A 25,749-nucleotide genomic window follows, 5' to 3' on the forward strand; every position below is an offset into this window, starting at 1 on the left:
CATATGCAGATAAGGACCAGATTAAGTCTGCAGTTTGCCCTGCTTGTAGGCAGCATATTAATCGCATTTTCCGTATTGATCTACGCCCTGTCGGCCAATTACCGCAAGCAGGAATTCACCGAAAGGCTTCGCGAAAAAGCCATCAATACGGCAAAACTGCTGATTGATGTTGAAGAGATCAACAATGACCTGATGCGGATTATCGACAGTACCAATTACAGTACATTAGAGGATGTGGAGGTAATTGTATTTGATTACTTCAAACGGTCTAAGATCTACGTTTCAGGTAAAACAGAGGGGCTCGAGGTTACCGAGGAGCTGCTGGCAAAAGCCAGGACCAGCGAAGAGTTCCGGTTCAGCCAGGGTGAGCGCGAGGCCATCGGGCTGCTTTATACCAACGGATTAAGGCGATTTGTTGTATTTGCGTCCGCCACCGACCGTTATGGAATCACAAAACTGAACAACCTCCTGCTGGTGCTGCTGATAGGCCTGCTTGCTTCCATAGGTTTGACAATTATTACGGGACTTTTTTTCTCGCGGCAGGCGCTCAGACCGATCTCCGATGTAATCAGTCAGGTTTCCTCCATCACGGCTTCAAACCTGGAGCAAAGGGTTGATGAAGGCAACGGATCGGATGAAATCGCCCGGCTGGCCATTACCTTCAACGAAATGCTGGTCCGTATCGAAAAAGCTTTCCAGATACAGAAAAGTTTTGTTTCAAACGCATCGCATGAACTGAGAACGCCGCTTGCATCGATAACAAGTCAGATAGAAGTGGCCCTGATGAAATCCAGAAATCCGGATGAATACAGGGAAGTATTGCTTTCGCTGCTCGACGATGCCCGCAGCCTCAGCAGCCTGTCAAACAATCTGCTCGAAATTGCCCGCGCCGAGCAGGACATTCATGCCTTAAAGAGAATGCCTGTGAGGCTGGATGAACTTCTTCTGGAAACCCAGAGTGAAGTTGAACTGCTGCACCCCGAATACCACATTGAGATTCTTATCAATGACAATACAGATGAAGAAAAAGAACCGACCGTCAATGGAAACGAAAACCTGCTGAAACTGATTTTTACCAATCTGATTGACAATGCCTGCAAATTCTCATCCGGGAAACCGGTTAAGGCAATACTGGAATACAATCCTGATTGTGCGGTGATTACTGTTCAGGACCAGGGAATCGGCATCAGTTCCGATGAACAGCAAAGGATATTTGAACCGTTTTACAGGGCGAGGAACGCGATAAATCATCCCGGGCACGGAATCGGATTGTCACTGATACAAAAAATCGCCACACTGCACGGAGGTTCGATTACGATAGATTCCACAGAAAACAAGGGCACTACCGTAAAAGTCTTCCTTCCTTACACTCATTGAAAAATGGAACTCATCCTGAAATATTTCCCGGATCTGACCCCCTGGCAAACCAGTTGCTTCGAAGCCATGCAACCGCTTTATAAAGAGTGGAATTCAGCCATCAATGTGATTTCGCGCAAGGATATAGAGCATCTTTATGAACATCATATTCTGCATTCACTGGGGATTGCCCGCGTGATGCGTTTTGCGCCAGGCACCTCGGTGCTCGATGTAGGCACAGGAGGAGGGTTTCCGGGAATTCCGCTGGCGGTGATGTTCCCCGAAGTACATTTTCACCTGATTGATTCAATCGGTAAGAAAATTAAGGTTGTGGATGCCGTGGCCACAACGCTTGGCCTGCAAAATGTCACCAGCGAACAGTGCCGTGCAGAACAGATCACCGGAAAATATGACTTTGTCGTAAGCCGTGCCGTTACTTCACTTCCTGAATTTACGTCTTGGATAAGAAAAAACATTTACAAAAGAAACATCAATCCCCTGCACAATGGGATATTCTATCTTAAAGGCGGAAATCTCACAGAAGAGTTGAAGCAATCAGCCGCAAAATATCAGGTATATCACCTGAACCGTTATTTCACCGAAGAGTTTTTCGAAACCAAATCGGTAATTCACCTCTGGTTCTGAGCAACAAAGTCTGCAATAAATTCCGCATCCAGGCCGTTCTTCCTGCCTCTTATCAACTAAAAACACTATTTTAGCAGACCGCTTTCATTGAAATCAAATCAATAATCTTTTAATAAACACCATTATGAATAACCCGATTCAGCATCTTGAGCCTAAAGCTGTATGGAAAAATTTCTTCAGCCTCACCCAGATTCCGCGTCCTTCCAAGAAAGAAGAGCGCATCATCGAATTCATGAAAAATTTCGGACTGTCGGCCGGGTTGGAAACCTGGGTGGATGAAGTCGGAAATGTGATGATCCGCAAGCCGGCAACACCAGGAATGGAAAACCGGAAAGGCATAGTGCTGCAGGCCCACCTTGATATGGTTCCGCAGAAGAACAGCGACAAAACGCATGACTTTGAGAAAGACCCCATTGAACCACAGATTGACGGAGAATGGGTAAAAGCCAACGGCACCACGCTCGGAGCCGACAACGGGATGGGAGTAGCCGCCATTATGGCTGTACTCGAATCAAAAGATCTCGTTCACGGCCCCATTGAAGCCCTCTTTACTATTGACGAGGAAAGCGGCATGACCGGAGCCTTCAACCTTCAGCCCGATGTGCTTAAAGGCGAAATTCTGCTGAACCTCGATTCGGAAGACGAAGGCGAACTTTACATTGGCTGTGCCGGCGGGATCAACGGCAATTTTGAATTTCCATTCAAAAAGGTCTCCGCCGAACAAGGGACCATTGCGTACAAAATCAACGTAAGTGGTTTAAAAGGAGGACATTCGGGACTTGACATACCACTCGGCCGCGGTAATTCCTGTAAAATTATCACCCGCCTGCTGTGGCATGGGGTTCAAAAACACGGGTTAAGGCTCTCATCACTTGAAGCCGGCAACATGCGCAATGCCATCCCGCGCGAAGGGCACGCCACAGTTACCATTCCGGCAAACGAAAAAGAAAAGTTCGAAAAATGCATGCTCAGCTTTGCCGAAACCATCAAGGCAGAACTTTCGGTTACCGAACCCGGTCTTCAGATTACAGCCACATCAGCTGCCTTGCCTGATTACCTAATGGATGCTGATACGCAGAACCGCATGCTGCGGGCTGTTTACGGATGCCCCAACGGTGTGATCAGGATGAGCGATACGATGGAAGGACTGGTGGAAACTTCAACCAACCTGTCAATCGTAAAAACTGACGGAGAAACCGTAAAAGTGATCTGTCTGCTCCGCAGTTCTGTAAATTCAGCCAAGACAGACCTCACGCATATGATGGGCAGCATTTTTGAGCTGGCAGGTGCCAAGGTTGAGTTCGACGGCGAATATCCCGGATGGAAGCCAAATCCGGATTCTGCGATCCTGAAAGCCATGCAGGATGTTTACAACACCCGCTTCGGGAAAGTACCTGAAATCAAAGCCATACACGCAGGACTCGAGTGCGGGTTACTTGGTGCGGTTTATCCCGGCTGGGATATGATTTCATTCGGTCCTACCATCCGTTACCCGCATTCACCCGACGAAAAAGTAAACATCGCTTCAGTTGAAAAATTCTGGATTTACCTTACCGAAACCCTGAAAAACGCACCGGCAAAACCGGTAGCCTGAGCATATTAAGTCAGCGGATTTCATAATCCGCTGACTTTCTTTTTGTTATCAACAAGGACGATTCTATAAAAAAAAATCCGAAATATTTGTCTGCTTCAGAATAGTTACTATCTTTGCAGTCCCAAAAAACAAGAATATGAGTAAGAGAACATTTCAACCGTCGCAGAGGAAGAGAAGGAACAAACATGGTTTCAGGGAAAGAATGGCATCTGCCAATGGCCGCAGAGTACTTGCTGCCCGCAGGGCCAAAGGAAGAAAGAAACTGACGGTTTCGGACGAAGCCAAGCACAAATAATAACTGATGCGGCCCTGAGCCGTACCATCATATTCCGGGAAGGAGGTAATTAACATTGCCTCCTTTTCTTATATCAGCATATAGCCGGGACCTTTCACCAAACCACCATAGTACCGGTATCGAAACAGCACGGATTCATCAAAAAAGTTTAACTTCGCAAACCATAAGCTGCACCTTTTGCTTTTCAATATGGGCCTTCTCCGTTTCTTTTTAATCATAATTTCCATTTACCTTGCATTCAGGGTATTGACAACATATATCTTCCCCTGGCTGGTTAAACGTTCGGTAAAAAAATACCAGAAAAGGTTTTATGAGCAAAATCCGCACCTGAGACCTGATCAACCGCGAAAAGAAGGGGAAGTAACCATTGAGAAGGTAGGCAGGGAAGAATCGGGAAACGTACCTGAGAATATAGGAGAATATACTGAATACGAAGACATTAAGTAAACACTAACCTTTTCAGTTTAAACTATGAAAATTCCAAACCTGAAACAGTATCTCCCGCACCTTTCTGTGGTGCTGATTTTCCTGGTAGTTATCATGGCCTATTTCAGCCCCCTGCTTGAAGGGAAACGGCTCAGGCAGCCCGATATCACCAACTGGAAAGGAATGTCGAAGGAAATCGTTGATTACCGGGCAAAAACCGGTGAAGAAGCCCTATGGACCAATTCAATGTTCGGTGGCATGCCGGCTTACCAGATATCGGTTGAATATAAGGGCAACCTGATCCGGCATATTGACAACATCTTTAAATTCGGACTCCCCCACCCTGCTAACCTTGTTTTTATTTACCTTATCGGTTTTTTTATCCTCCTGATGGTGCTGAAGGTTGATCCATGGCTGGCGCTTGCCGGTTCAGTCGCCTTTGCTTTTTCTTCTTACTTTTTAATAATTCTTGAAGCCGGGCACAACAGCAAGGCCCATGCAATCGGCTATATGGCGCCTGTGTTGGCCGGTATCCTGTTGACATACAGGGGAAAACACATCGCAGGGATGCTGCTCACAGCACTTTTCCTGGCCCTTGAACTAAGGGCAAACCATCTGCAGATCACTTACTATCTCATGATGATGGTGATCATTCTCGGAATCAGTGAACTCATCATATCCATTAAGCAGAAAACAGTTCCTGCATTTCTGAAAGCAACCGGCCTGCTTTTTATCGCTGCATTTCTGGCACTTAGCATCAATATTACCAATATCTGGGCAACCTGGGAATACGGGAAAGATACCATCCGCGGAAAAAGCGAATTAAGTTCCGATCCCGGCAACCGTACCACAGGGCTGGACAAGGATTATGCCACCCAATGGAGTTACGGAAAAGCAGAAACGTTCACCCTGATGATTCCCAATACCAAGGGCGGAGCAACCGGGAGCCTTGGCAACAACCGGAAGGCAATGGAAAAAGTTGATCCGGTGTTTGCCCAGGCTGTGGCAGGACAAAATCACTACTGGGGTGACCAGCCTTTTACTTCAGGACCCGTTTATACAGGTGCAATCATGGTATTCCTCTTTATCCTCGGGCTCTTTATCCTTAAAGGACATCTTCGCTGGTGGCTGCTGGCGGTCACCATACTTTCAGTGATGCTTTCGTGGGGCAAGAATTTTATGCCACTCACCGATTTTTTCCTGCATTATATCCCCGGGTATAACAAGTTCAGGGCAGTTTCCATGATCCTGGTAATTGCAGATCTTGCAATCCCTCTTCTGGGCATTCTCGCCCTGAAGGAAATCATTGAGAAACCCGCGATTGTCCGTGAAAAGCAGAAACAATTCTTTATTGCGCTGGGGATGACCGGAGGACTTGCATTGGTTTTTTACCTCATGCCACAGACATTTTTCAACTTCCTGAGCGGAATGGAACAGGCCGCCATCACAGAACAGCGGGCGACGCTCGACAGCAGCCAGGTTGCTCAGTTCGACAGCCTTATCAACAACCTGGAAACTGCCAGAGTATCTGTTTTCAAATCAGATGCCATCAGGAGTTTTATTTTCATTCTGCTTGCTGCTGCCCTGATCTGGCTTTACGGCAAGAAAAAAATCAAAGCCGGTGTTCTTACCGCTTCGGCTATATTGCTTATCGCCATAGACATGATTCCGATAGCAAACCGTTACCTGAACAATGATCACTTTGTCAGCAAAACACAGGTAAACAATCCCTTTGCTCCAACTGAAGCCGATAAGATCATCCTGAAGGACACAGACCCCAACTTCAGGGTATTCAATACCACGGTAAGTACCTTTCAGGATGCCAGTACTTCCTACTTCCATAAAAGTATCGGAGGCTATCATGGCGCCAAACTCCGCAGATATCAGGAACTGATCGATCATCATATCAGCAAGGGCAACGAAAGTGTATTGAATATGCTCAATACCAGATACTTTATCGTGAATGATGCCAATCGCCAGCCGGTAGTGCAGATTAACATGGATGCCGCCGGGCACGCCTGGTTTGTGAATACTTATAAATTGGTTGAAAATGCAGATCAGGAGATTGATGCCCTTGCAAACTTTTCACCCGAATCCACTGCCATCGTCGATAAGCGGTTTGCACAACAGCTCAGCGGGTTTTCATCCATGCCCGACACCAATGCATTCATTAATCTTACTGAATACCAACCCAATAAACTAAAGTATAAATATCAGGCTGCCAGCGACCAACTGGCTGTGTTCTCTGAAATTTATTATGATAAGGGCTGGAAGGCATTCATTGACGGCAAGCCCGCCCCTTATTTCCGGGCTAACTATGTGCTCCGGGCTATGATTGTACCTGCCGGCTCACATGAAATTGAATTCAGGTTTGAACCCACGGTATATTTTACCGGTGAGAAAATATCATTTGCCGGATCATTGCTGCTCATACTGATGATACTTGGCTATGCCGGCAATGAGATCAGAAAGAATTTAAGAAAAAAAGCTTAAAAATATACAGCTTGCGTAAAGTACTGGTCATTACCTATTACTGGCCGCCCAGCGGAGGTGCTGGAGTTCAGCGTTGGTTGAAATTCGTTAAGTATCTCCGGCTATATGGATGGGAGCCGGTGGTTTACACGCCTGAGAATCCGGAGCCGCCTGCCTTTGACGATTCCCTGAGCCGGGAAGTGCCTGAAGACATCACCGTCATCAAACAGCCGATCTGGGAGCCCTACGACTTTTACAGAAAACTTATCGGTGCCCGGAAAGATGAGCGCATCAATGCTGGTTTCCTCAGTGAAAACCGCAAGCCGGGCAAAGCCCAGAAATTCTCTGTCTGGCTGAGAGGAAATTTTTTCATTCCTGATGCACGGAAATTCTGGATCAGGCCATCCATAAAGTTTCTGTCAGGATACCTGAAGGATCATCCGGTTGATGCCTTAGTATCCACCGGACCACCGCACTCCATGCATATGATCGCACTGGGCGTCAAAAAAAAGACAGGTCTACCCTGGCTGGCCGACTTCCGTGATCCCTGGACCAACATAGACTTTTACGATCAGCTGATGCTGAGTCGTTTTGCCGACCACAGACACAGGCGCATGGAACAGCAGGTAATCAAGCATGCCGACCGGCTGGTGACAGTTAGCCGGAACTGGGAGGCTGATTTTAAGCGCCTCGGAGCCAGCCGTACAGAGGTTATCACCAATGGTTACGACCCGGCAGATTTCCCGGAAATTCCGGCTATAAAACCCGAATCGTTTACCATCACGCACATTGGCTCCCTCAACAGGGACCGCAATCCGGATTTTTTATGGAAAGTGCTCGGGGAAATGGCAGAAGCAGATGAAAATTTAAGCAGCAAACTGCGCATACGGTTTGTAGGTAAAACCGACATCAGCGTATTTGAATCGCTCGAAAAATACAACCTGCGCAGGTATGCCGAAAAAACTGATTACCTGCCACACGGGGAAGCGCTGAAGGTTTCCGCTTCCTCAGCGGTACTGCTGCTGCTGATTAACAATACCCCCAACGCCCTGGGCATCATTCCCGGCAAAGTGTTTGAATACCTGGCATCGCGCAGACCGGTGCTTTGCATAGGCCCGCCCGAAGGCGACAGCGCCGGAATTATCCGCGAATCCCAGGCAGGGCCTGTAGTTGATTTTGACGATGAAAACGGATTAAGAAATGCGCTTGCCAGACTCTTTGAATCTTACCAGGGTGAGAGTGAGCATGTGCCGCAGGATACCATCAATAAATATTCACGTAAAAGCCTGACCGGCGGGATTGCGCGAATTCTGGACGAAATAACAAAGCAATAAACCACCTGACATGAAGCCTGTTAAAATACTTATCATAGCCGGCGCCCGGCCGAATTTCATGAAGATCGCACCCATCATGCATGCCATGCGCAGGTCACCGAAACTGGAACCAATACTGGTGCATACCGGGCAACACTATGATGTGAAAATGTCGGATACTTTTTTCGATGAACTGAACATTCCCCGCCCCGACATCTCCCTGGAAGTCGGTTCAGACACGCATGCCAGGCAGGTGGCAAAAATTATGGAACGCTTTGAACCGGTATGTGACGAACAAAAGCCGCAGGCCATCCTGGTGGTGGGCGATGTAAATTCCACCATGGCATGCAGCATCGTTGCCGCAAAAAAGGAAATCAAAATCATCCATGTAGAGGCGGGCATCCGCAGCCGCGACCGCTCCATGCCTGAAGAGATCAACCGCATGGTAACGGATGCCATCACCGATATTCTGATGCCGCCTTCGCGGGATGCGGTCGACAACCTGCTGGCGGAGGGACATGCTCCTGAAAAAATTCACCTGGTGGGCAATATCATGATTGATACGCTGCTTGCATCCAAAGACCTGATCAACAAATCAGAGATTCTTAAAACGCTGAGCCTTCAGGCGGGGAATTTTGTCTCCCTTACCCTGCACCGGCCTTCCAATGTTGATAACATGGATAATTTCAGGAAGATCCTGGCAGCACTTGAAGTCATTCAGCAGGAGTTGCCCATCGTCTTCCCGATCCACCCCAGAACCAGGAAGATGATCTCGGAATTTGGCCTTGAGGACTATGTAGCTTCGATGAAAAACCTGATACTGACCGATCCGTTGGGCTACTTCGACTTTGGCAAACTGATTTCCGCCTCCCGCTTCGTGCTGACCGACAGCGGCGGCATACAGGAAGAAACCACCGTATACGGCATCCCCTGCATCACCCTGCGTGAAAACACCGAACGACCGGTTACCGTTTGGGAGGGAACCAATGAACTTGCAGGCTGCGATACGGAAACAATCATTGCGCTTGCCCGCCAGATTCTTGACGGAAACTGGAAAAAGGGGAGAATCCCCGAATTGTGGGATGGAGCAGCGACCGGAAGAATTATCCGGATTCTGGAAGAAGTTTTGTAATTTCATCCTGCAATTAATGCAGTGTTTCATGCAGTTTCCCGTATACGGGAAATCCTGAAAAACCAACACCTGACTATGAAGCATTTCCTCTGGGTTACCCTTCAGCGCCTGCTCAATCCCTCCTGCACCATTCATGCGGCAGGTTTATGCCGTCATGTGAAGCTCGGGCAGGGCGTTACTATTGGCCATGGATCTCATATCTGCGCAGGTCGTATCGGCAAATACACCTACATCAACAAATATTGCCTGATCGACAGGAATACCGCCTCCATCGGAAATTTCTGCTCCATTGCATACGGAGTAAAGATTGGGCTGGGCAACCATCCGGTGAGTTGGGTGAGCACCCACCCTTTTGCCTATGACAGCAAATACGGATTTGTTAAAACCAATAAGGCTTTCACCGGACAGGTATCAGAACCATGTGTGATCGGGCATGATGTCTGGATCGGGGCCAACGCGGTGATTCTGGCCGGAGTAAATGTGGGTAACGGCGCCATTATCGGGGCCAATTCGCTGGTGAACAAAGATGTTGAACCATACAGCATCGTTGCAGGAAGTCCGGCCAGACATATCCGGTACCGCTTCGACGAAAAAATCATAGCAGAATTGCAGCAAACTGCATGGTGGGAATGGGAGGATGCAAAAATCAGGTCCCGGATTCAGGAATTCGACAATCCGGAAGCCATTATCAGGAATATGAGTGATCAAGCAAACGGCTGACAAACAATGAGATTTTGTAAGAGCCGTTAAATACCTTGTTCAGTTCGTTCATCAGGAAATAATCCTTCTCCGGCATCCCCAACCTTTGCAGTTCACTAACAAAGATATTGACTGAAATTTTCCCTTCCAGCACAACCTTATCAGAGATACCACTCGTAAAATAGCCCTTTCCGATAAGCAGTCCCAGGGTACGGTTGCGGCTGAGGTCGTTCAGGGCGGTAAGTCCGAAATCACCTATACCGCAATACCTGAACAATGTCTCCTCCCGGCCTCCGTAATAAAGCAGCACCCTGCGCATTTCATCAAAGGCTTTGGTAAAAATAAGAAACCTCAGATTGGGAGAGTCGAAATGCGCATCAACAATACCAATAAGAATGGCATAAATATTCTTCAGGATGCTCAGGGTTTCCACGCCTTTGATATCGGTGGAAAAATCAGTGTATATAGTTGTCCCGCTGAAAATCTGATTCAATTGAAAGTAAATCGTTTCGCTTTCTGCACCCACCGTCATGGCGGTCGGGATATGGTTAATCATTTCCCTGGCGAAGGTTGGCCCTTTCAGGGTGCATACCGGATTGCCTGTAATTTCAAGCAGGTTTTCGACAATGGTCTTGTTGTCATTACCGAATCCCTTGGCCAGGTTTACCAGAAGCGCGTCGGGTTTGAGCCATTCTTTGATGCCTGTGATATAAGGAACAACGGCAACGGATGGAATTGCAACAAATACAACATCAGCCTTTCTCAGAACAGTGTTGTCCGTGGTGGCTTTCAGGCCGGGGGCCAGTCGGATCATCGGAAAATAAGCCGGATTGATATGCTTTGAATTGATATCATAAACAACGGGTTCTTCTATTGAGAGCAGGGAGACATCGAGACCGGGCTTGGCCGCCAGGATATGGCCAAGCGCCGTTCCCAGGGTTCCGGCTCCGGCGATGCAGATGTGGACTGATTCCGGCATTTCAGAATAAATTGGTACCCGGCAAAGGTACGAGAAATTCCTGTTGGCACAGGGCAGGTTGAGGCAACAGATTGACAGCAATGATTTTCCATTGAACCAACAATGGTGCGATTTAAATTCTGGCATACAGTGGCACAGCTTAATTCATTGCATTAAACATGACATTTCAGCTTTGAATAATATAAATCCGGCGGAACTGATTATATTTGTGTTATGGTGGATGATATCAGAATCGTACTTTCAGACGTTGACGGTGTGTGGACCGACAGAAAGATTTATATAGGGGAAGACGGGTGCCATTTAAGGGCATACTCAACCGAAGACAGTATTGGCGTAGTTTTGCTTAAGATTATGCAACTTCCATTGGTTATTCTGACGGGAGAAGACAATAATAGCCTGAAACACAGAATGGAACGCCTGAAAGTCGCACACATCTATACCGGCGTGAGAAACAAACTATACATAGCGGAACAGGCATTAAAAAAGTTTGACCTCACCCTTTCTCAGGCTGCTTTTGTGGGTGACGATCTGAATGACCTGCCACTGATCCGGGCCGCCGGATTCAGTGCAGTGCCTGCAAATGCCATGCAGTTGCTGAAGGAAAATGCTGCTTTAACACTTTCAAAAACAAGCGGCAACGGAGTCTTCAGGGAATTTTGCGAAGAAATAGCCAGAAAAAAGGGGATTTTTAACCAGGTTATTGATGAATACACCCGGAACATCACAAAGTTTAAATACTAATGTCTTGTTCAACGGGCTGAAGTCTGTCGCATTCATCTGAAACTATTGTTAAATTTGCAGTTTCACAATAACCAGCATCCTGTAACCAATTCATTCAGTATACCCGAAAATGAAAAAAGAAGAAATTGTACTATTTGGGGGGGGCGGCCATTGCAGATCGGTCATTGATGTGATTGAGAGTGAAGACCGGTTTCACATAGCCGGGATAGTAGATCAGGAGGTGATGCTGCATGAAAAAATATCAGGTTATGAAGTGATTGCCAATGATGACGATATTCCCTTACTGGCAAAGCAATACAAAAATTTTTTCATAACTATCGGTCATATAAGAAACTCCCGGCCACGCTGGAAACTCTACGATAAACTGGTGGCCAGTAATTGCCATCTCCCTGTAATCATTTCACCCAAAGCCCATGTTTCAGGCAGGGCCAGGCTGGGGCCCGGCACTGTTGTAATGCCTTTTGTGATGGTAAATTCAGGCGCTGAAATCGGCCCGAACTGCATATTAAATACTTCCTGCATTATTGAGCATGACACGATTGTGGGTTTCAATAACCACATCTCAACCGGGAGTATTATTAACGGCAACTGCCTGATCGGGGACAATAACTTCATAGGTACCAATTCGACCATTCTCAATAACATCACGATCGGAGATGACAACCTGATCGGAGCGGCTGCTGTTCTTGTTAAAAGCATTGGCAATAATCACAAATATTTCGGCAATCCCGCATCTGTTATCGGACGAACTTATGTTTAGGACCATCATCATCGCTGAAGCCGGTGTTAACCACAATGGCAACCTCCAACTTGCCGAGCAGCTGATTGAAGCTGCAGCCAGGGCTGGCGCTGATTTCGTGAAATTCCAGACCTTCAGGGCTGCAAATCTTGTAACAGCAAGCGCTGAGAAAGCCGCTTACCAAAAGGCAAACGAGGGCATTGCTGCAGGCGAGTCGCAGCTTCAGATGCTGACCAAACTTGAACTTGACAAGGAAGCCCATCTTCACTTAATCAGACATTGTAAAAAACATAACATCAAATTCCTTTCGACGGCATTTGACCTTGAAAGCATAGACCTCCTGAATGAGTTGGGCATTGAGTTGTTCAAAATACCTTCGGGTGAAATCACCAACCTCCCCTTATTGCGCAAAATTGCAGGATCAGGAAAACCTGTGGTCCTGTCCACGGGGATGGCAACCATCGAAGAGATTGGTGATGCCATAGACGTTCTGAAACGAAACGGAACCCCCTCCGATCATATCACTGTATTGCACTGCACTACTGAATATCCCGCGCCGCTGGAAGAAGTAAACCTGAAGGCCATGCATTCAATAAGGGAAACTTTTAAAGTAAAAACCGGGTACTCCGATCACACAAAGGGCATAGTAATCCCCATTGCGGCAGCCGCCCTTGGAGCAACAATCATAGAAAAGCACTTTACCATCAGCCGCGATCTGCCCGGCCCTGATCACAAGGCTTCACTTGAGCCTGATGAACTCGCAGCAATGGTTGCTGCCATCAGAAACGTTGAAAAAGCCCTGGGATCCGGCATCAAGGCACCAACTGTTTCGGAACTCAGAAATATAGCGGCGGCCCGTAAAAGTATACATCTGTCCAAAAACCTTCCCGCCGGGCATGCACTTACAAATGAGGACCTGGTTATGAAACGGCCGGGCGACGGAATCAGTCCGATGCTGCTGGACACCATTATCGGGAAGAAATTAAAAACAGACCTGAAGGCTGATACACAATTAAAACCTGAGCACCTGCTGTGAAAATCGCTGTTCTTACCAGTTCGCGGGCCGATTATGGAATCTATCTCCCTTTACTGAGAGCCATGGAAGCTGATCCCTTTTTTGACCTGCACCTCATTGTCTTTGGCTCTCACTTATCAGACGCATTCGGCTATACCGTTGAACTGATCGAAAAGGATGGTTTTACCATCGATCACCGCATTGAAGTTATGCCGGCCGATGACAGTCCCGGTGAGATTTCCGCTGCAATCGGAAAAACCACACAGGCATTCAGTCAGATATGGGCACAAAGTGAATATGATCTGGTTTTTGCTCTCGGAGACCGGTTCGAAATGTTTGCCGCCGTTGTATCGGGTGTACCTTTCAATATCCGCTTCGGGCATATTCACGGGGGAGAAACGACCCTCGGAGCCATTGATGACGCATTCCGGCATTCGATTACCCTGATGGCGTCTATCCATTTTGCCTGTGCTGAAGCCTATAAAGAGCGAATCATCCAGATCAGGGGAGATAAGAACCTTGTTTTCAACACCGGGGCACTCAGCATCGACCTGCTGAAATCCTGTGAATTGATGAAACAGGAAGAATTCATGGAACGCTTCGGTGTGGATCTTAATCAGCCAACAATCTTGTCAACCCTGCATCCTGAGACTGTTTCATACGAAAGAAATATCGTGCTGGCCGAAACTTTTGCGGAAGCTTTGCTGCACCTCCCCGGTTTTCAGCTGGTCATCACCATGCCGAATGCCGACACCTTCGGAAAGGTAATCCGGGAAAAACTGCAACAACTAAAACAACTCAGAAAGGGGGTACACCTTTTCGAGAACCTGGGATCCATTGGATATCTAAGTTGCATGAAGTACTCCAAAATGCTGATTGGGAATACATCCAGCGGATTTTATGATGCCTCCTACTTCCCGAAGTGGGTCATCAACCTGGGTAACAGGCAAAAAGGAAGGATCAGAACCCCAAACATCATCGACCTTGAATTTAACCCCGTTTCCATTGCAGAAACCGCACGAAAGATCGCCGGCCTCCCTGTCCCGGAGTTCGAGCCGGTTTACGGCAAAGGAGATGCTGCGGCAAAAATGATCAAAATACTTAAAAATGAGTTTACCACACATTGAGAAACACACGATTAACGAGCACCTTCCGCTCAGGCAGGCGTTGGGCAAACTGAATGAAGTCCCTGACAACCTGACGATCTTCATTCTGAATGATCAGCATCAGCTGGTCGGCACCCTGACTGACGGGGACGTGCGCCGGGGCCTTTTGAAAGAATTTTCCCTTGACGATGAAGTCAGGAATTTCATGAATACAGGTTTCCGTTCACTGAAACAGCATGAGTTTACGCTCAATCAGATAAAAGATCTCAGGGAGAAAAGGATAAAGATGGTGCCGCTGGTCGATGAAAATAACCACATCATCAGACTGGCCGATCTGACGAAACTCAGATCCATATTGCCCTGCGATGTATTGCTGATGGCAGGCGGACGGGGTGAACGCCTGAGACCGCTTACCGATGCCACACCCAAGCCTTTGCTGATGGTTGGTGAAAAACCCATCCTGGAGCACAACATCGACCACCTTATCAGTTTTGGAATGACGAGGATCAATATTTCAATTAATTACCTTGGCAAGCAGATCATGGAATATTTTGGCGATGGATCATCGAAAGGAATTGAGATCAATTACCTGGAAGAAAAAAGGCCTCTTGGTACGCTGGGCGCCTTATCCATGATCAATCATCTCGATTTTGGAAGTATTCTGGTAATGAATGCAGATGTGCTTACCAACATTGATCTGGAAGATTTTTTCAGCGAGTTTGAGGTTCAGCAGGCGGAAATGGCTGTTGCTTCAATTCCCTATAAGGTCAACATGCCGTTTGCAGTGCTTGAAACCGAACAAAACAGGGTCCTGTCTTTCCGCGAAAAACCCCAGTACACTTATTACACCAACGCAGGTATTTACCTTATCAGAAATAAGCTGGCCAGACGTATTCCGCTTGAAAGCACCTTTCACGCCACTGATCTGATGGATAACCTACTCGGCAACAACGAAAAAATCATACAGTATCCCATACATGGTTTCTGGATGGACCTGGGAAGAAAAGAGGATCTGGAAAAAGCCAGGGAAGAAATCAAACACATACGATTTTCATGAAAACCTTAATTATCATCCCGGCAAGGGGAGGATCAAAAGGGATTCCCGGGAAGAACATCCGTCCGTTCGCAGGCAAACCACTGATACTTCATACACTGGAGCTGGCCCGTCAATTCGGGGCGGATAAAGATATCTGCATAACAACCGACAGCCCTGAGATCGCAGCATTGGTTGATTCAGCCGGTTATAAAGTACCGTTCTTACGTCCGGAAACACTCGCCACTGATCAGTCAGGCATGTATGAGGTGCTGCTCCACGCGCTGAAACACTATCAGGAATCCGGATCCGATTATGAAAGCATACTCCTCCTTCAGCCAACCTCACCTTTCCGGCTTCCGGAACACATCGAAACTGCTTTTGCGCTGTTCACCCCATCAGCCGACATGGTGGTTTCAGTAAAAGAATCAAAAGCCAACCCTTATTTTGTCCTCTTTGAGGAGAACAGCGAAGGCTATCTGGAGAAATCAAAGCAGGGTAATTTTATCCGTAGGCAGGACTGTCCGCCCGTTTGGGAATACAATGGCGCTATTTATGTAATTAACATTCAGTCACTTCAGCAATCCCCCATGCATGTATTTAAAAAAGTGATCAAATTTGTAATGGATGAATTGCATTCCGTTGATCTGGATACGCCACTTGACTGGGATTATGCGGAGTTTCTCAATGAAAAATATCATCTCCTGCCGCTCTGATGGCTGAAAGAGTGCGCTGAGTGGCAGCCCCGTCGATGGCGAAAGCATACCGGTTAATAAACTCGCGGTACTTTTCCGGATCAGGCTTCATTCTTCCCCGAAGTATTTCATCTGAAATGATCTTTAAGCGCCCGGCATCCTTCACCTGCCAGGCTACCCCTTCGGCATGGTAACCCAGAAGATCATCACCGTGATGATCCAGTATGATCAATGGTTTACCGAAATACACTGCTTCTCCGCCAACCGTGGAATAACAGGTAATCAGCAGGTCACAGGCAGCAACGAGTTCGTACAGATCAACATCATAAAGAATGCTTACCTGATTAAGACCGGCTTTCCGGGCAATTTCGCTGTAATAGCCCACCGATTCCCGCTCCGCCGGATGCAGTTTAACCACAAGCTCAACTTCTTCCAGGTCGCGGAATGCAGAAAAAACGTCATAGGCAGCCTGCCATCGCAGGGATTTGTCAGGCATTGGCTGAGATGCGAATACCGCCAGATGGGATCGGGTAGTGAATTTAACCCTGAATTCACCAGACCTTTCCAGAAGCTTGGTTATCAGATCCGTACGCATCTGACCAGTGATAACAACAGCGTCCTGACTGAAATTGCCCCGTGTAACCAGCACATTCTTCCAATGACTGCCCCATACCAGTGTTAAATCAGCCATGATCCTGTTTTTCCTGTCCGTATTCGTGTACAGATAAGCTGGCTGGGCATCCCCGATATTGCCGTGCTGTATCCCGATAATTCTGCTTCCGTATGCCCTGGCAGCATCCAGGATACAGCGTGTTGCCGGACTGTTTTCGTCGATGGATGAAACTGTTACAAAATGATGAGTTTTGAAATACCGGTGGTAAGCAAGGTGTTTGGTGATAAAGAAAGCGTTGGTGCGGCTAAGCTCCAGAAAGGATTCATATATCAGCCTCTCCTCAACTGACATCTCCGAAAGTTCAATAGTTTTCAATGCCCTTCCCAGCAAATCCATCAACTGCTTTCGTCTGACATGGAGCCGGGGTGAAAGCAACCCCCTGAACAGGACATATTCGCCATACAGCGTTCTGTTTCCCCTGCCCTGCCCGCTAAAATATTCCTTTTGCAGACGAAAATGTGCGCTTCCGCTGGTCTTGGGAGGCTCAACTTCCGAAAGGATCAGAAATTCATCATCAGAAAGATCAAATAACGGAGAAAGGATGTAGTTATCCAGCTTTGGCTGCATGGTAAGCAGGTGTCTGCAATATTGCCTGAAGGCACGGTCAATTAACAGGTGCTTTCGGCCTTTTGAACCAACAGGCCGTAAGAATCCGATCAGAACCCTCAGGACAAAAAAGACTGCATAATTTATCAGTGCTTTGTAATTCTTCTTCTGTTTCACACCTTCATTACGCGCCCTGATGACTATACCGGGTGACAGGCAACCATGAAGCTTTAAGGGCGGAAAGTTGCAATAAGCAAATACGGTCCCCTCTGCCTGGCTGAAATGTTTCAATACCTTCCGGATCCGGAAAACCGGCTGGAGCCGAAAATATATCCTGAAACGTTGATAATGCCACAGCGGCAAACCACCCAAATTAAGCAATTCACTTACGCTTGCCTCGCCGGCATACCTGTCGCCAAATTCCAGGATACCGGATAAAAGCTCGCGGTCAGCGTCGCGGATAAGTTGTCCCGGTATCGGTAAAACTTTAAAACCCGGAAATTTTTCAGGTTCAATGAGCCCGGGCAGGAAAAAAATACGACATGAATCAGGGATATGAAGCTTCCTGATTTCTTCAATTTCATCCAACCCCGGTTTTCGGAATATCAGGATCGTTTCCATCTTTTCCGGATAAAAATATTCAATTCGTTACGGTAAAGGTAGATCAAACCCGACGATGCCAGCATGGTAATCAGCACAGCCGTGATAAACGGATCAAACCCGGCATTGACCCTTACAATTTCTGCAACCACAGTAAAAAGTATGATTATCAGGGGGAACAACACAGTTTTCCGCAAACTCCATTTGATATCCACAATCCGCTTTTGATAATAAAAAATCCCTGAGACCATCACCAGATCGGAAATCAGGCCGGCAGCGATGGCCCCGAAGTAAGAGAATTGCGGGATAAGCAGATAATTCAGCAACAGGTTGATAACCATTGCGCCTGAATTCAGATAAAGAAAGATTTTTGTCTTTTTCAGATAATAAGCCGGGTAAGAAAAGACAATAAACTGGGTCCGGAGTAAGCTTCGCATAAAAACGAGTGAAACCAGTCCGTATGCCTGCCTTACATCTGTTTCATAGAAAAGATGCAGGTACAGCATGGTGGGCAGGATGGCAAATACCACGATGATCATACTCTGCATCAGCAATATATTGGAAAGCTGACGGATTTCATCCTGCTTTTCGGAAATTCCTTCCTTCATCACCCTGAACACTTCAGGCTGGTTGGCGCCCTGCAGTCCCTGTAAAACAATGGCAATACCTGCCGCAAAATTCACAGCCGTATTATAAATCCCCAGGTCAACGGGAAAGCGTTCAAGCATAAACCGGTCGGCATATGTAAGCGCCCATACAATTACACTGTACTGCGTAAGCGGGAAAGCAAACCTGTTTATCTCCTTCATCAGGGCCCTGTCGGCGCGGAATCCCGATTTGCTGTAAATATATATCAGCACAGCCAATGCAACCAGACCGGTACCAATGGCGCTGCCGGTGATATAACCGATAAAAGACATTTCAAAAAAGAAAAGCCCGGCCAACTGAAAGCCGGTGCGGAAAACGCCCAGGCCCATGCTTACCAGGACGAAGGAAAGGATCTTCTTTTCATTCCTGAATAAAGCAGCAGCAGTTATATTGACAGCCCTTCCTACCCCGGTAACGATACATGCAAAACCATATTTTGAGAAATCCTGCAACTGAGGCTGATGAAACAGTTGTCCGATGTAGTCCCTGAAGATCCAGGCAAGAGCGAATAATATAAGTCCCCGGAACAGGATTGACGAGAAGACACCGGAAACCAGACGATGATAACCCGGAGAATCCGGCTCTACATCATAGTAAAACCTGGAAATGGCGTTTCCCATCGAGAAAAGGGAAACGGCAAATATCAGCGAGGTAAAAAGCTCTGTGATAGCCAATTGAGAGAAGTCCACAGCGCCAAGCATGTCACTCCCTTCATATACAGGCTGTATAATAACCTGAAGTACAGGCGCAAACGCGGCAACTGCCGTGTAGATAAATGAAAGTTTCAGGTGCTCCTTTACGTCAACACTCATTACCCGTTTGTACTGGAAAGGCAAAGATAAGAGGAATAAAAGAAATCAAAGAAATTTGTATCCTGTTATAGTTTTCTGTGCAAAGTAACCGATCCGTAAACAATTTCAGGAGTAAACTGCCCAGGATCATTGCAGCAGTCAAACTGAACACATACATAATAAACGCCCTGAGGACACTTTTTTCCTTTAAATGTACCATCCCAGCTTTCATGCAAGTCATTGGTTGAAAAAAGCACGGCGCCTAAACGATTTATAAAGCAGTACCAACAGAGAAATAAAAAGGAATCCTGAGGTGTTCATCTATTGATGGCAAGTAAAATTGAATAATTCCATCCGGCAACGACAGTGGCTTAAACACATCATTCTGAAAAAGCAAATAACCAAAAAGGCGCTCATTGCAATTAACAGCAATATTGAGTGAAACCCCGTGCATTTCTTTATACCAAAGTCTGGTAATGAAAAAACACTTAAATTCCACCGGAAAACTTCACAAAAAATCTTTAAACATTTTTTGCTTCAATGCCTTTTCACAAAAAATAACCTGACTCATTGTCTGATGAACTTTCTTGATGAAATTAAATCACCGAATGGGTTTCTTATCCTGAGTAAATATGATCCTGGAGCAAGCCGGGTCAGGTCGATAACAAAATTACCCGGCCCGGCGGTCGAAGAAAGACAAATCCTGCCACCGGTATCCTGTATTGTATAATGAACTACGCCATTAAAGGCATCATTTAATGAAACATTCAACACATCTCCGGCCGGATTTGGAAAAACAACCGTTTCAGTATTATTTTTAACGGTGATTTCCGAATCGACAGGTACATATTCCGGACAATTAACTGCAGAAAAAACCAGGTTGCCCTCATTACTCATCACTCCTTTCCAGCATTGTCCATCCGGTGATTTCATGATTATACCCCTGTTAATATCTTCAAGATAAATATCCCCATCTGCAATCTGAAGTCTGGCAGCAGGATCTCCGGTTCCTAATCCCAAAAATCCGTTTTCAGCAAGCCTCATTCGCTCGGAACTTACCGTTTCATAACGGTCTGTAGTATTGAAAACGATGTACGACGGATAACTTCCATAATCAAGTCCCCTGCCTGCGTAAAACAAAATACTCGAATTAAATCTGAACTCGTTGTTGTAAAACATGGATGAAACGATTCCTGTCAACCGGTCACCTGTGACAACATCCTGAGGAAAATCAACCGTTCCGCGCGACCGCCTGCCATTAATCAGGCTTCCTACATAATGAATATCGCTTGCAGAAAACCCGTCATAGGTCGCATAATGATTATTCCTTATACTCATGATCCCATACTGAGGATATGACACAACCTCGTCAGTAACCAGCGTAAACTTTGAACCAGGGAAAGCAGTTCCGATCCCGAGATTCCCGTTATACTGATAAATATTGGTTGAAATCGAGTCCGTCTGAGCGAAGGACAGCGCATTCAGCGCGAGTAAAACACAGGTAATACAATTACTTAATCTCATCGCTTTAATAATTTAATGTTATTACTTACCGGATTATTTAAAATGTTCTTTAACAGGCACTTTGCGTTATTATCGATTTTTTTTAAAATCAAGCTCAAACAAGACTAACATTCATCCTATGACCGGTTACAATGATTTTTTGTTCTTTCCGGCCACCGAAATACTTGCATTCAACTCAAAGCCAAGCAATATGATGATTGCATTAAAATATATCCAAAGCATAAAAATGATCAAAGTTCCGATCGAGCCGTAAAGGGTATTGTATTTTGCGAAATTATTCACATAATAGTTAAAACCGACAGAAGCAGCAATAAAAAGCAGGGTGGTAATGGTGGAGCCTGCGGAAATAAACCGGAACCTTAGTTTCCGGCTGGGGGCAAAATAAAAAAGAAACGAAAAGGCAAAAAAGAGCAGGGCAAGTGTGATAATCCATTTCCCTGCCGATAGCATGAAAATCCCAACCTTATCGGTAAGCAGGCCATGCGATTCAAGCCATTTCAGCACCATCGGACCGAATGTAATCAGAGCAATGGCGATGATGACAAGGACCGACAACAGGAATACCAGACCGATGGCAACCAGCCGCTGGCGCATGGCCGAACGTGTTTCTATGGAATGGTAAGTCTGATTGAAAGCCTCCATCAGGCTGGTTACGCTGTTGGTGGAGAAGTACATGGCCATCAGGAAACCTATGGAGAGCACTCCTCCCTGCGGCCGTTTCACAATATCAAAAATGGTGTCTTCAACGGTTGCCCATACCTTTTCAGGGATAAATTCGCTGAGCAGGCTCAAAAGGCTGTCCTGGAAATTGTCAATGGGAATGTATGGAATCAGTGAGAAAAAAAACAGTAAGGCCGGAAAAATTGCAAGAAAGAAATTAAACGAAAGTGCAGCCGCCCGGTTGGTAATGGCTCCCTTCTGTATGCCCTTTACAAAAAACTCTGCAACATAATAAAGTGGAACTCCGTCAAATCCGGGTAATACCAGGCGCTTGGACCAGATCAGCAGCTTCCTGACCTGCCGGCTGCGCAACACCCTGTTGTAGACACTCAGAGAATAACCGGTGATGCGTTCGGCTAGTTTTTTCATACCGGCTCTTTAACAGGCCTTCAGGCTCAGGTCAAGGCTCTTTATCTGATGCGTAAGCGCTCCCACAGAAACAAAATCTACCCCGGTTTCGGCATGTTGCCTGATGGTTTCCAGGGTAATCCCTCCGGAAGCCTCTGTTTCATATTTTCCTGCGATCATTTCAACCGCTTTCCTGAGGTTTTCGGGGCTGAAATTATCCAGCATAATCCGGTTGACCCCGCCCGTATCAAGAACCTGTCTCAATTCATCAAAGTTTCTCACCTCGACCTCGATCTGCAGGTCTCTACCGTTTTTCTCCAGGTATTTTTTTGCTGCATGAATGGCTTTGGCAATACCGCCGGCAAAATCCACATGATTGTCTTTGATCATAATCATATCATACAAGCCGAACCGGTGATTGTGCCCGCCTCCGTGCTTCACGGCCATTTTCTCGATTGCACGCATCAGGGGGGTGGTTTTGCGGGTATCAAGTACACGTGTGTTAAGCCCCTCCAGTTGCCTGACATATTGTGATGTTGTGGTGGCAATCCCGCTCATACGCTGCATAAAATTCAGCACCAGCCGCTCAGCCTTAAGAATGGATGCAGAGGGCCCTTCAACAGTAAAAGCGATATCACCGGGCTGAATGGCATCACCATCCTTCATGAGAGGATGCATGACGATACGCGGATCCACCAGTAAAAAAACCCGGGCGGCAATATCCATACCCGATAGTATGCCCTCCTGTTTTACCAGCAACTTAGCCTTGCCGGTAGCATCTTCAGGAATTGTCGATAATGAAGTATGGTCGCCATCACCTACATCTTCGATCAGGGCATTGGCAATAATCTCATCAATGGTCAGCATCGGATTCAACAGGGATCTTTCTTGGTTATTCTTCGTTTTCAAACTTCAGCTGATGAATGGCGGGTTTTCCGTTCACCGTTTTAATCAGGTAATAGGCTCTGAATACGGCGTTTCCGGATTTATACATGCCGATAGCATACTGAGAGCCGTCTTTTGACTGACCCTGATGGCTTTGCGTGTAAGAGGCAGGCGGATACTTTGTGAAAAAATTCCGCATGATAATTTCTGATTGCGCTTTACTGAATGTCCCTTCGGTGCCCGGCACACTCAGATCGATGGTTGCATTGAAATGATTGCTCAGCTCCCTGGCATTGGCCGTACGAATGGATGCAGCCACTTTGGCAATCACATCCTGAGCCGGTACTAAAGCCGGAAGAAGCAACATTAAAATGCTGCATATTAATGTTATACGAATTTTTCCAATTAATTCCATCCCTTTAAATTTTAAGACAGCAGCAGTTAAAATAACCCGGTTGCCATTCAATTTATAAAATTTATCAAAAACCGAACCAAATGTAAACATAAATCCGGCGAAAACAAATTGTTTACGCGCCCCTGTAATTCGGAATCTTTCAGGACACTTGTGAATACAGGGATTAATGTTTTCAAAATCCAGACCAAAACCAGTCCGGTTATGATGGAAAAAGGTGTTGATAAATTACAAATTGATTACAAAAGACTGATTTACTGTTTATTAAAATTCCGGGCTCTTTCAGGACTGAGACGCCGGAATTATTTTTTGAGATTGCAGCACAATCAATACCAGCAAATCATGGCAGGTACCGTTGCTGAAAAAGGATGAATGCCATTGAAATTTCAGATTCAGTAAAATAATTGAAAAAGGCTATTTTTGCAATAAATTCAACGATGCGCATCACCCTGCTTCAGACCGGAAAAACCGATGCTTCCTGGTTAACTACAGGAACCGGGGAATACACCGGAAGGCTGTCTCATTACATACGGTTTGATGTGATTGATATTATACCGCCAAAGAATTTCAGGCAACTGAATCCGCAACAACTGAAAGATGCTGAAGGTAAGCTGATGTTGAGGCATTTTGCCGGTGCCGACCAGATTGTTCTGCTGGATGAAAAGGGCAAATCCTATTCATCTGAAGATTTTGCAGCATGGATTCAGAAAATTATGAATGCAGGCACCCGCCACCTGATGTTTGTGATCGGGGGGGCCTATGGTTTCTCAGACGAAGTTTATGCGGCTGCAGACGCCCTGGTCTCCTTATCATCCATGACATTTTCTCACCAGATGGTACGTCTGTTTTTCACGGAACAGCTGTACCGGGCTTTCACCATACTGAAAAACGAGCCATACCACAACTCCTGAAATAATCCTTATCCCCGAAGCATGAAATCACTGGTCTTTGCTACCAACAACCGCCATAAACTTGAAGAGGTCAGTTCCATCCTCAGCGGCAAATATCATCTTGTAACCCTGAACGGCATCAACTGCCATGAAGATATCCCCGAAACCAGCGATACCATTGAAGGCAATGCCCTGATGAAAGCCAGATACGTGGTAGAACAATACGGTTACGATTGCTTTGCGGACGATACCGGGCTTGAGGTGGAAGCGCTCGACGGCCGGCCGGGAGTGTTCTCGGCCCGTTACGCAGGCGAAGGGTGCAGTTATGACGATAATGTCACCAAATTGCTGCACGAGTTAAACGGACAAACCAACCGGAAAGCCCGCTTTAAAACGGTTATTGCGCTGATCATGGGAGGAAAAGTGCATTTGTTTGAAGGAGTGATCAACGGAAATATCATTCATGAAAGAAGGGGCACTTCCGGATTCGGCTATGATCCTGTTTTTATCCCTCACGGATACGATCAAACCTTTGCGGAAATGCCCCCTGAACTGAAGAATACGATCAGCCACCGGGCTTTGGCAGTAAATAAGCTGGCAGAATTTCTTAAATAATAAACACCGCCGGCAACCCTTATAATTCCATATCACCTGAAGCTTCAGGCTGATAAATAATTTCCGATATCCTCAACTCGGCCTCTCCTGTTGGAACTTTCCATTTAACGGTATCCCCCTTGCGATATCCGAGCAGGGCCGTTGCAACAGGCGCGAATACAGAAATTTTCTGCTGCCTGGAGTCTGCTTCATGCGGGTAAACGATCTGTATCTGCATGGATTTGTCACTGTTCAGGTAATCGAGTTTTACGATAGAATGCATGGTAACTACATCCGGAGGCATTTTTTCGGGTGGCAGTATTTTGGCCCTGTCGAGTTCGGCCTGCAGGGGATTCAGATTGATGGGAGCATTGATGCCGCCGCTTCTTGCTTTGGCAATATGGCCGCGCAGACGCGCCATGTCAAGTGAACTGATGATGATTTCCTTCATGATTATCAAATGTTTTGAAAAAGAAAAAGCCGGGAGAGACCCGGCCTGTATAAATAGGGTAAGGTCTTTCCTAGTCGGTGGGTGTAAAATAAGAATGCAAGATGATCTGCATACCGGAAAATGTTTGCGTCAAAGATAGTAATAATCAGTGAACCAGGCAATACAAGACAATACTTTTGACGTTTCAGTTATAAACCACTTTGTCTCCCGCGAGCCTCAATCCTATCGTTAAATAATTGACCATTAGCTATTTAAGATAAATCCAAAATATATAACAGATACGGCAAGTTGCTAATGCAAGCAGTCCATTCGCCGGAGGCAGAAGTTAAATATTTCCGATACCACTGGAAATCCTGAAATTTCAGGATAATAAACCAGGCAGCAAGCTGAAAATCCGGGTCATGTTATAAAACACAAGGGTGGACCC

27 protein-coding genes are annotated in these 25,749 nt (G+C 46.4%); 18 read left to right on the plus strand and 9 right to left on the minus strand.

All coding sequences use genetic code 11. From position 1 onward, the window contains the following. Positions 1-3: 3 nt before the first annotated feature. The 9 genes from TBC1_RS04975 to TBC1_RS05015 all read left to right on the plus strand — a co-directional run bounded on the left by TBC1_RS04975 (position 4) and on the right by TBC1_RS05015 (position 9,953). Positions 4-1,377, plus strand: coding sequence for a sensor histidine kinase (locus TBC1_RS04975; protein WP_062039350.1), 1,374 nt, complete (start codon positions 4-6; stop codon positions 1,375-1,377). A gap of 3 nt (positions 1,378-1,380) precedes the next feature. Further along, complete coding sequence (rsmG, locus tag TBC1_RS04980; protein ID WP_062039353.1) at positions 1,381-2,001, plus strand: 16S rRNA (guanine(527)-N(7))-methyltransferase RsmG; 621 nt, start codon at positions 1,381-1,383, stop codon at positions 1,999-2,001. Between the two features lie 124 nt (positions 2,002-2,125). Beyond that, complete coding sequence (locus tag TBC1_RS04985) at positions 2,126-3,595, plus strand: aminoacyl-histidine dipeptidase (protein WP_062039356.1); 1,470 nt, start codon at positions 2,126-2,128, stop codon at positions 3,593-3,595. A gap of 136 nt (positions 3,596-3,731) precedes the next feature. Then, positions 3,732-3,890: a 50S ribosomal protein L34 gene (rpmH, locus tag TBC1_RS04990; protein WP_062039359.1), complete on the plus strand. Its 159-nt coding sequence runs from the start codon at positions 3,732-3,734 to the stop codon at positions 3,888-3,890. Between the two features lie 189 nt (positions 3,891-4,079). Further along, positions 4,080-4,337: a hypothetical protein gene (locus tag TBC1_RS04995; protein ID WP_062039362.1), complete on the plus strand. Its 258-nt coding sequence runs from the start codon at positions 4,080-4,082 to the stop codon at positions 4,335-4,337. A 24-nt stretch (positions 4,338-4,361) separates the two neighbouring features. After that, positions 4,362-6,809, plus strand: a complete 2,448-nt coding sequence (locus TBC1_RS05000) for a YfhO family protein (RefSeq protein WP_062039365.1) — start codon at positions 4,362-4,364, stop codon at positions 6,807-6,809. A gap of 11 nt (positions 6,810-6,820) precedes the next feature. Further along, on the plus strand, positions 6,821-8,122 hold the full coding sequence (locus tag TBC1_RS05005; protein ID WP_062039367.1) for a glycosyltransferase family 4 protein: 1,302 nt from the start codon (positions 6,821-6,823) through the stop codon (positions 8,120-8,122). Positions 8,123-8,132: 10 nt separating this feature from the next. Beyond that, positions 8,133-9,233, plus strand: coding sequence for a non-hydrolyzing UDP-N-acetylglucosamine 2-epimerase (gene wecB / locus TBC1_RS05010; protein ID WP_062039370.1), 1,101 nt, complete (start codon positions 8,133-8,135; stop codon positions 9,231-9,233). A gap of 75 nt (positions 9,234-9,308) precedes the next feature. Further along, positions 9,309-9,953 (plus strand): CatB-related O-acetyltransferase, encoded by a 645-nt coding sequence (locus TBC1_RS05015; protein ID WP_062039373.1) that lies wholly within the window; start codon positions 9,309-9,311, stop codon positions 9,951-9,953. On the opposite strand, the gene TBC1_RS05020 is transcribed toward TBC1_RS05015, so the two are convergent. Continuing rightward, positions 9,922-10,911, minus strand: coding sequence for an NAD(P)H-dependent glycerol-3-phosphate dehydrogenase (locus tag TBC1_RS05020; protein WP_172668831.1), 990 nt, complete (start codon positions 10,909-10,911; stop codon positions 9,922-9,924). The two genes, TBC1_RS05015 and TBC1_RS05020, sit on opposite strands and share 32 nt — an antisense overlap. Positions 10,912-11,124: 213 nt before the next feature. Between TBC1_RS05020 and TBC1_RS05025 the strand changes: the two genes are divergently transcribed. The 6 genes from TBC1_RS05025 to TBC1_RS05050 all read left to right on the plus strand — a co-directional run bounded on the left by TBC1_RS05025 (position 11,125) and on the right by TBC1_RS05050 (position 16,261). Then, positions 11,125-11,652, plus strand: a complete 528-nt coding sequence (locus TBC1_RS05025; protein WP_062039379.1) for a KdsC family phosphatase — start codon at positions 11,125-11,127, stop codon at positions 11,650-11,652. A gap of 109 nt (positions 11,653-11,761) precedes the next feature. Next, positions 11,762-12,412, plus strand: a complete 651-nt coding sequence (locus TBC1_RS05030; RefSeq protein WP_082189486.1) for an acetyltransferase — start codon at positions 11,762-11,764, stop codon at positions 12,410-12,412. After that, the gene (gene neuB, locus TBC1_RS05035) at positions 12,405-13,427 is read left to right on the plus strand and encodes an N-acetylneuraminate synthase (RefSeq protein WP_062039382.1); all 1,023 of its coding nucleotides are present in this window, start codon (positions 12,405-12,407) and stop codon (positions 13,425-13,427) included. The genes TBC1_RS05030 and neuB overlap by 8 nt, the downstream gene beginning before the upstream one ends. Beyond that, positions 13,424-14,533 (plus strand): UDP-N-acetylglucosamine 2-epimerase, encoded by a 1,110-nt coding sequence (gene neuC / locus TBC1_RS05040; protein ID WP_062039385.1) that lies wholly within the window; start codon positions 13,424-13,426, stop codon positions 14,531-14,533. The genes neuB and neuC overlap by 4 nt, the downstream gene beginning before the upstream one ends. Continuing rightward, positions 14,514-15,569 (plus strand): nucleotidyltransferase family protein, encoded by a 1,056-nt coding sequence (locus tag TBC1_RS05045; RefSeq protein WP_062039388.1) that lies wholly within the window; start codon positions 14,514-14,516, stop codon positions 15,567-15,569. The genes neuC and TBC1_RS05045 overlap by 20 nt, the downstream gene beginning before the upstream one ends. Next, positions 15,566-16,261 carry an acylneuraminate cytidylyltransferase family protein gene (locus TBC1_RS05050; protein WP_062039391.1) on the plus strand — a complete coding sequence of 232 codons (696 nt, stop codon included), beginning with the start codon at positions 15,566-15,568 and terminating at the stop codon, positions 16,259-16,261. Before TBC1_RS05045 ends, TBC1_RS05050 begins: the two co-directional genes overlap by 4 nt. Here the strand turns inward: TBC1_RS05050 and TBC1_RS05055 are convergent. From TBC1_RS05055 to TBC1_RS05085, 7 genes are all read right to left on the minus strand, one after another. Next, complete coding sequence (locus tag TBC1_RS05055; RefSeq protein WP_062039393.1) at positions 16,230-18,080, minus strand: capsular polysaccharide export protein, LipB/KpsS family; 1,851 nt, start codon at positions 18,078-18,080, stop codon at positions 16,230-16,232. The two genes, TBC1_RS05050 and TBC1_RS05055, sit on opposite strands and share 32 nt — an antisense overlap. Continuing rightward, entirely contained in the window at positions 18,065-19,519 is a 1,455-nt protein-coding gene (locus TBC1_RS05060; RefSeq protein WP_062039396.1) for a lipopolysaccharide biosynthesis protein, read from the minus strand. The genes TBC1_RS05055 and TBC1_RS05060 overlap by 16 nt, the downstream gene beginning before the upstream one ends. Before the next feature lie 65 nt (positions 19,520-19,584). Continuing rightward, a complete protein-coding gene (locus TBC1_RS18280) occupies positions 19,585-19,773 on the minus strand; it encodes a T9SS type B sorting domain-containing protein (protein WP_137305645.1) in 189 nt (62 codons plus the stop codon). Between the two features lie 292 nt (positions 19,774-20,065). After that, positions 20,066-21,022, minus strand: a complete 957-nt coding sequence (locus tag TBC1_RS05070; RefSeq protein WP_062039403.1) for a T9SS type A sorting domain-containing protein — start codon at positions 21,020-21,022, stop codon at positions 20,066-20,068. A 126-nt stretch (positions 21,023-21,148) separates the two neighbouring features. Beyond that, on the minus strand, positions 21,149-22,111 hold the full coding sequence (locus TBC1_RS05075; RefSeq protein WP_062039405.1) for a YihY/virulence factor BrkB family protein: 963 nt from the start codon (positions 22,109-22,111) through the stop codon (positions 21,149-21,151). A gap of 9 nt (positions 22,112-22,120) precedes the next feature. Then, the gene (gene nadC, locus TBC1_RS05080; RefSeq protein WP_062042792.1) at positions 22,121-22,957 is read right to left on the minus strand and encodes a carboxylating nicotinate-nucleotide diphosphorylase; all 837 of its coding nucleotides are present in this window, start codon (positions 22,955-22,957) and stop codon (positions 22,121-22,123) included. Between the two features lie 25 nt (positions 22,958-22,982). Further along, positions 22,983-23,342: a DUF4783 domain-containing protein gene (locus tag TBC1_RS05085; RefSeq protein WP_172668833.1), complete on the minus strand. Its 360-nt coding sequence runs from the start codon at positions 23,340-23,342 to the stop codon at positions 22,983-22,985. A 249-nt stretch (positions 23,343-23,591) separates the two neighbouring features. Here TBC1_RS05085 and TBC1_RS17935 point away from each other — a divergent pair, with 249 nt between their 5' ends. The 3 genes from TBC1_RS17935 (at position 23,592) to TBC1_RS05100 (ending at position 24,892) form a co-directional block, all read left to right on the plus strand. Further along, positions 23,592-23,759: a hypothetical protein gene (locus tag TBC1_RS17935; RefSeq protein WP_154669511.1), complete on the plus strand. Its 168-nt coding sequence runs from the start codon at positions 23,592-23,594 to the stop codon at positions 23,757-23,759. 65 nt (positions 23,760-23,824) lie between these two features. Further along, positions 23,825-24,298 carry a 23S rRNA (pseudouridine(1915)-N(3))-methyltransferase RlmH gene (gene rlmH, locus TBC1_RS05095; protein WP_062039415.1) on the plus strand — a complete coding sequence of 158 codons (474 nt, stop codon included), beginning with the start codon at positions 23,825-23,827 and terminating at the stop codon, positions 24,296-24,298. 21 nt (positions 24,299-24,319) lie between these two features. Beyond that, positions 24,320-24,892 (plus strand): non-canonical purine NTP diphosphatase, encoded by a 573-nt coding sequence (locus TBC1_RS05100; RefSeq protein WP_062039419.1) that lies wholly within the window; start codon positions 24,320-24,322, stop codon positions 24,890-24,892. Between the two features lie 19 nt (positions 24,893-24,911). Here the strand turns inward: TBC1_RS05100 and rnk are convergent, their stop codons facing one another. Then, positions 24,912-25,322, minus strand: coding sequence for a nucleoside diphosphate kinase regulator (gene rnk / locus TBC1_RS05105; RefSeq protein WP_062039422.1), 411 nt, complete (start codon positions 25,320-25,322; stop codon positions 24,912-24,914). Between the last annotated feature and the right edge of the window lie 427 nt (positions 25,323-25,749).

The organism is Lentimicrobium saccharophilum, assembly GCF_001192835.1.
GTDB classification, from domain to species: Bacteria; Bacteroidota; Bacteroidia; order Bacteroidales; family Lentimicrobiaceae; genus Lentimicrobium; species Lentimicrobium saccharophilum.

Coding starts and splice junctions, on each gene's coding strand:
- TBC1_RS04975 (WP_062039350.1), top strand. CDS start 4: ATGCAGATAAGGACCAGATTAAGTCTGCAGTTTGCCCTGCTTGTAGGC.
- rsmG (WP_062039353.1), top strand. CDS start 1,381: ATGGAACTCATCCTGAAATATTTCCCGGATCTGACCCCCTGGCAAACC.
- TBC1_RS04985 (WP_062039356.1), top strand. CDS start 2,126: ATGAATAACCCGATTCAGCATCTTGAGCCTAAAGCTGTATGGAAAAAT.
- rpmH (WP_062039359.1), top strand. CDS start 3,732: ATGAGTAAGAGAACATTTCAACCGTCGCAGAGGAAGAGAAGGAACAAA.
- TBC1_RS04995 (WP_062039362.1), top strand. CDS start 4,080: ATGGGCCTTCTCCGTTTCTTTTTAATCATAATTTCCATTTACCTTGCA.
- TBC1_RS05000 (WP_062039365.1), top strand. CDS start 4,362: ATGAAAATTCCAAACCTGAAACAGTATCTCCCGCACCTTTCTGTGGTG.
- wecB (WP_062039370.1), top strand. CDS start 8,133: ATGAAGCCTGTTAAAATACTTATCATAGCCGGCGCCCGGCCGAATTTC.
- TBC1_RS05015 (WP_062039373.1), top strand. CDS start 9,309: ATGAAGCATTTCCTCTGGGTTACCCTTCAGCGCCTGCTCAATCCCTCC.
- TBC1_RS05020 (WP_172668831.1), bottom strand. CDS start 10,911: ATGCCGGAATCAGTCCACATCTGCATCGCCGGAGCCGGAACCCTGGGA.
- TBC1_RS05025 (WP_062039379.1), top strand. CDS start 11,125: ATGGTGGATGATATCAGAATCGTACTTTCAGACGTTGACGGTGTGTGG.
- TBC1_RS05030 (WP_082189486.1), top strand. CDS start 11,762: ATGAAAAAAGAAGAAATTGTACTATTTGGGGGGGGCGGCCATTGCAGA.
- neuB (WP_062039382.1), top strand. CDS start 12,405: ATGTTTAGGACCATCATCATCGCTGAAGCCGGTGTTAACCACAATGGC.
- TBC1_RS05045 (WP_062039388.1), top strand. CDS start 14,514: ATGAGTTTACCACACATTGAGAAACACACGATTAACGAGCACCTTCCG.
- TBC1_RS05050 (WP_062039391.1), top strand. CDS start 15,566: ATGAAAACCTTAATTATCATCCCGGCAAGGGGAGGATCAAAAGGGATT.
- TBC1_RS05055 (WP_062039393.1), bottom strand. CDS start 18,080: ATGGAAACGATCCTGATATTCCGAAAACCGGGGTTGGATGAAATTGAA.
- TBC1_RS05060 (WP_062039396.1), bottom strand. CDS start 19,519: ATGAGTGTTGACGTAAAGGAGCACCTGAAACTTTCATTTATCTACACG.
- TBC1_RS05070 (WP_062039403.1), bottom strand. CDS start 21,022: ATGAGATTAAGTAATTGTATTACCTGTGTTTTACTCGCGCTGAATGCG.
- TBC1_RS05075 (WP_062039405.1), bottom strand. CDS start 22,111: ATGAAAAAACTAGCCGAACGCATCACCGGTTATTCTCTGAGTGTCTAC.
- nadC (WP_062042792.1), bottom strand. CDS start 22,957: ATGCTGACCATTGATGAGATTATTGCCAATGCCCTGATCGAAGATGTA.
- TBC1_RS05085 (WP_172668833.1), bottom strand. CDS start 23,342: ATGTTGCTTCTTCCGGCTTTAGTACCGGCTCAGGATGTGATTGCCAAA.
- TBC1_RS17935 (WP_154669511.1), top strand. CDS start 23,592: ATGATGGAAAAAGGTGTTGATAAATTACAAATTGATTACAAAAGACTG.
- rlmH (WP_062039415.1), top strand. CDS start 23,825: ATGCGCATCACCCTGCTTCAGACCGGAAAAACCGATGCTTCCTGGTTA.
- TBC1_RS05100 (WP_062039419.1), top strand. CDS start 24,320: ATGAAATCACTGGTCTTTGCTACCAACAACCGCCATAAACTTGAAGAG.
- rnk (WP_062039422.1), bottom strand. CDS start 25,322: ATGAAGGAAATCATCATCAGTTCACTTGACATGGCGCGTCTGCGCGGC.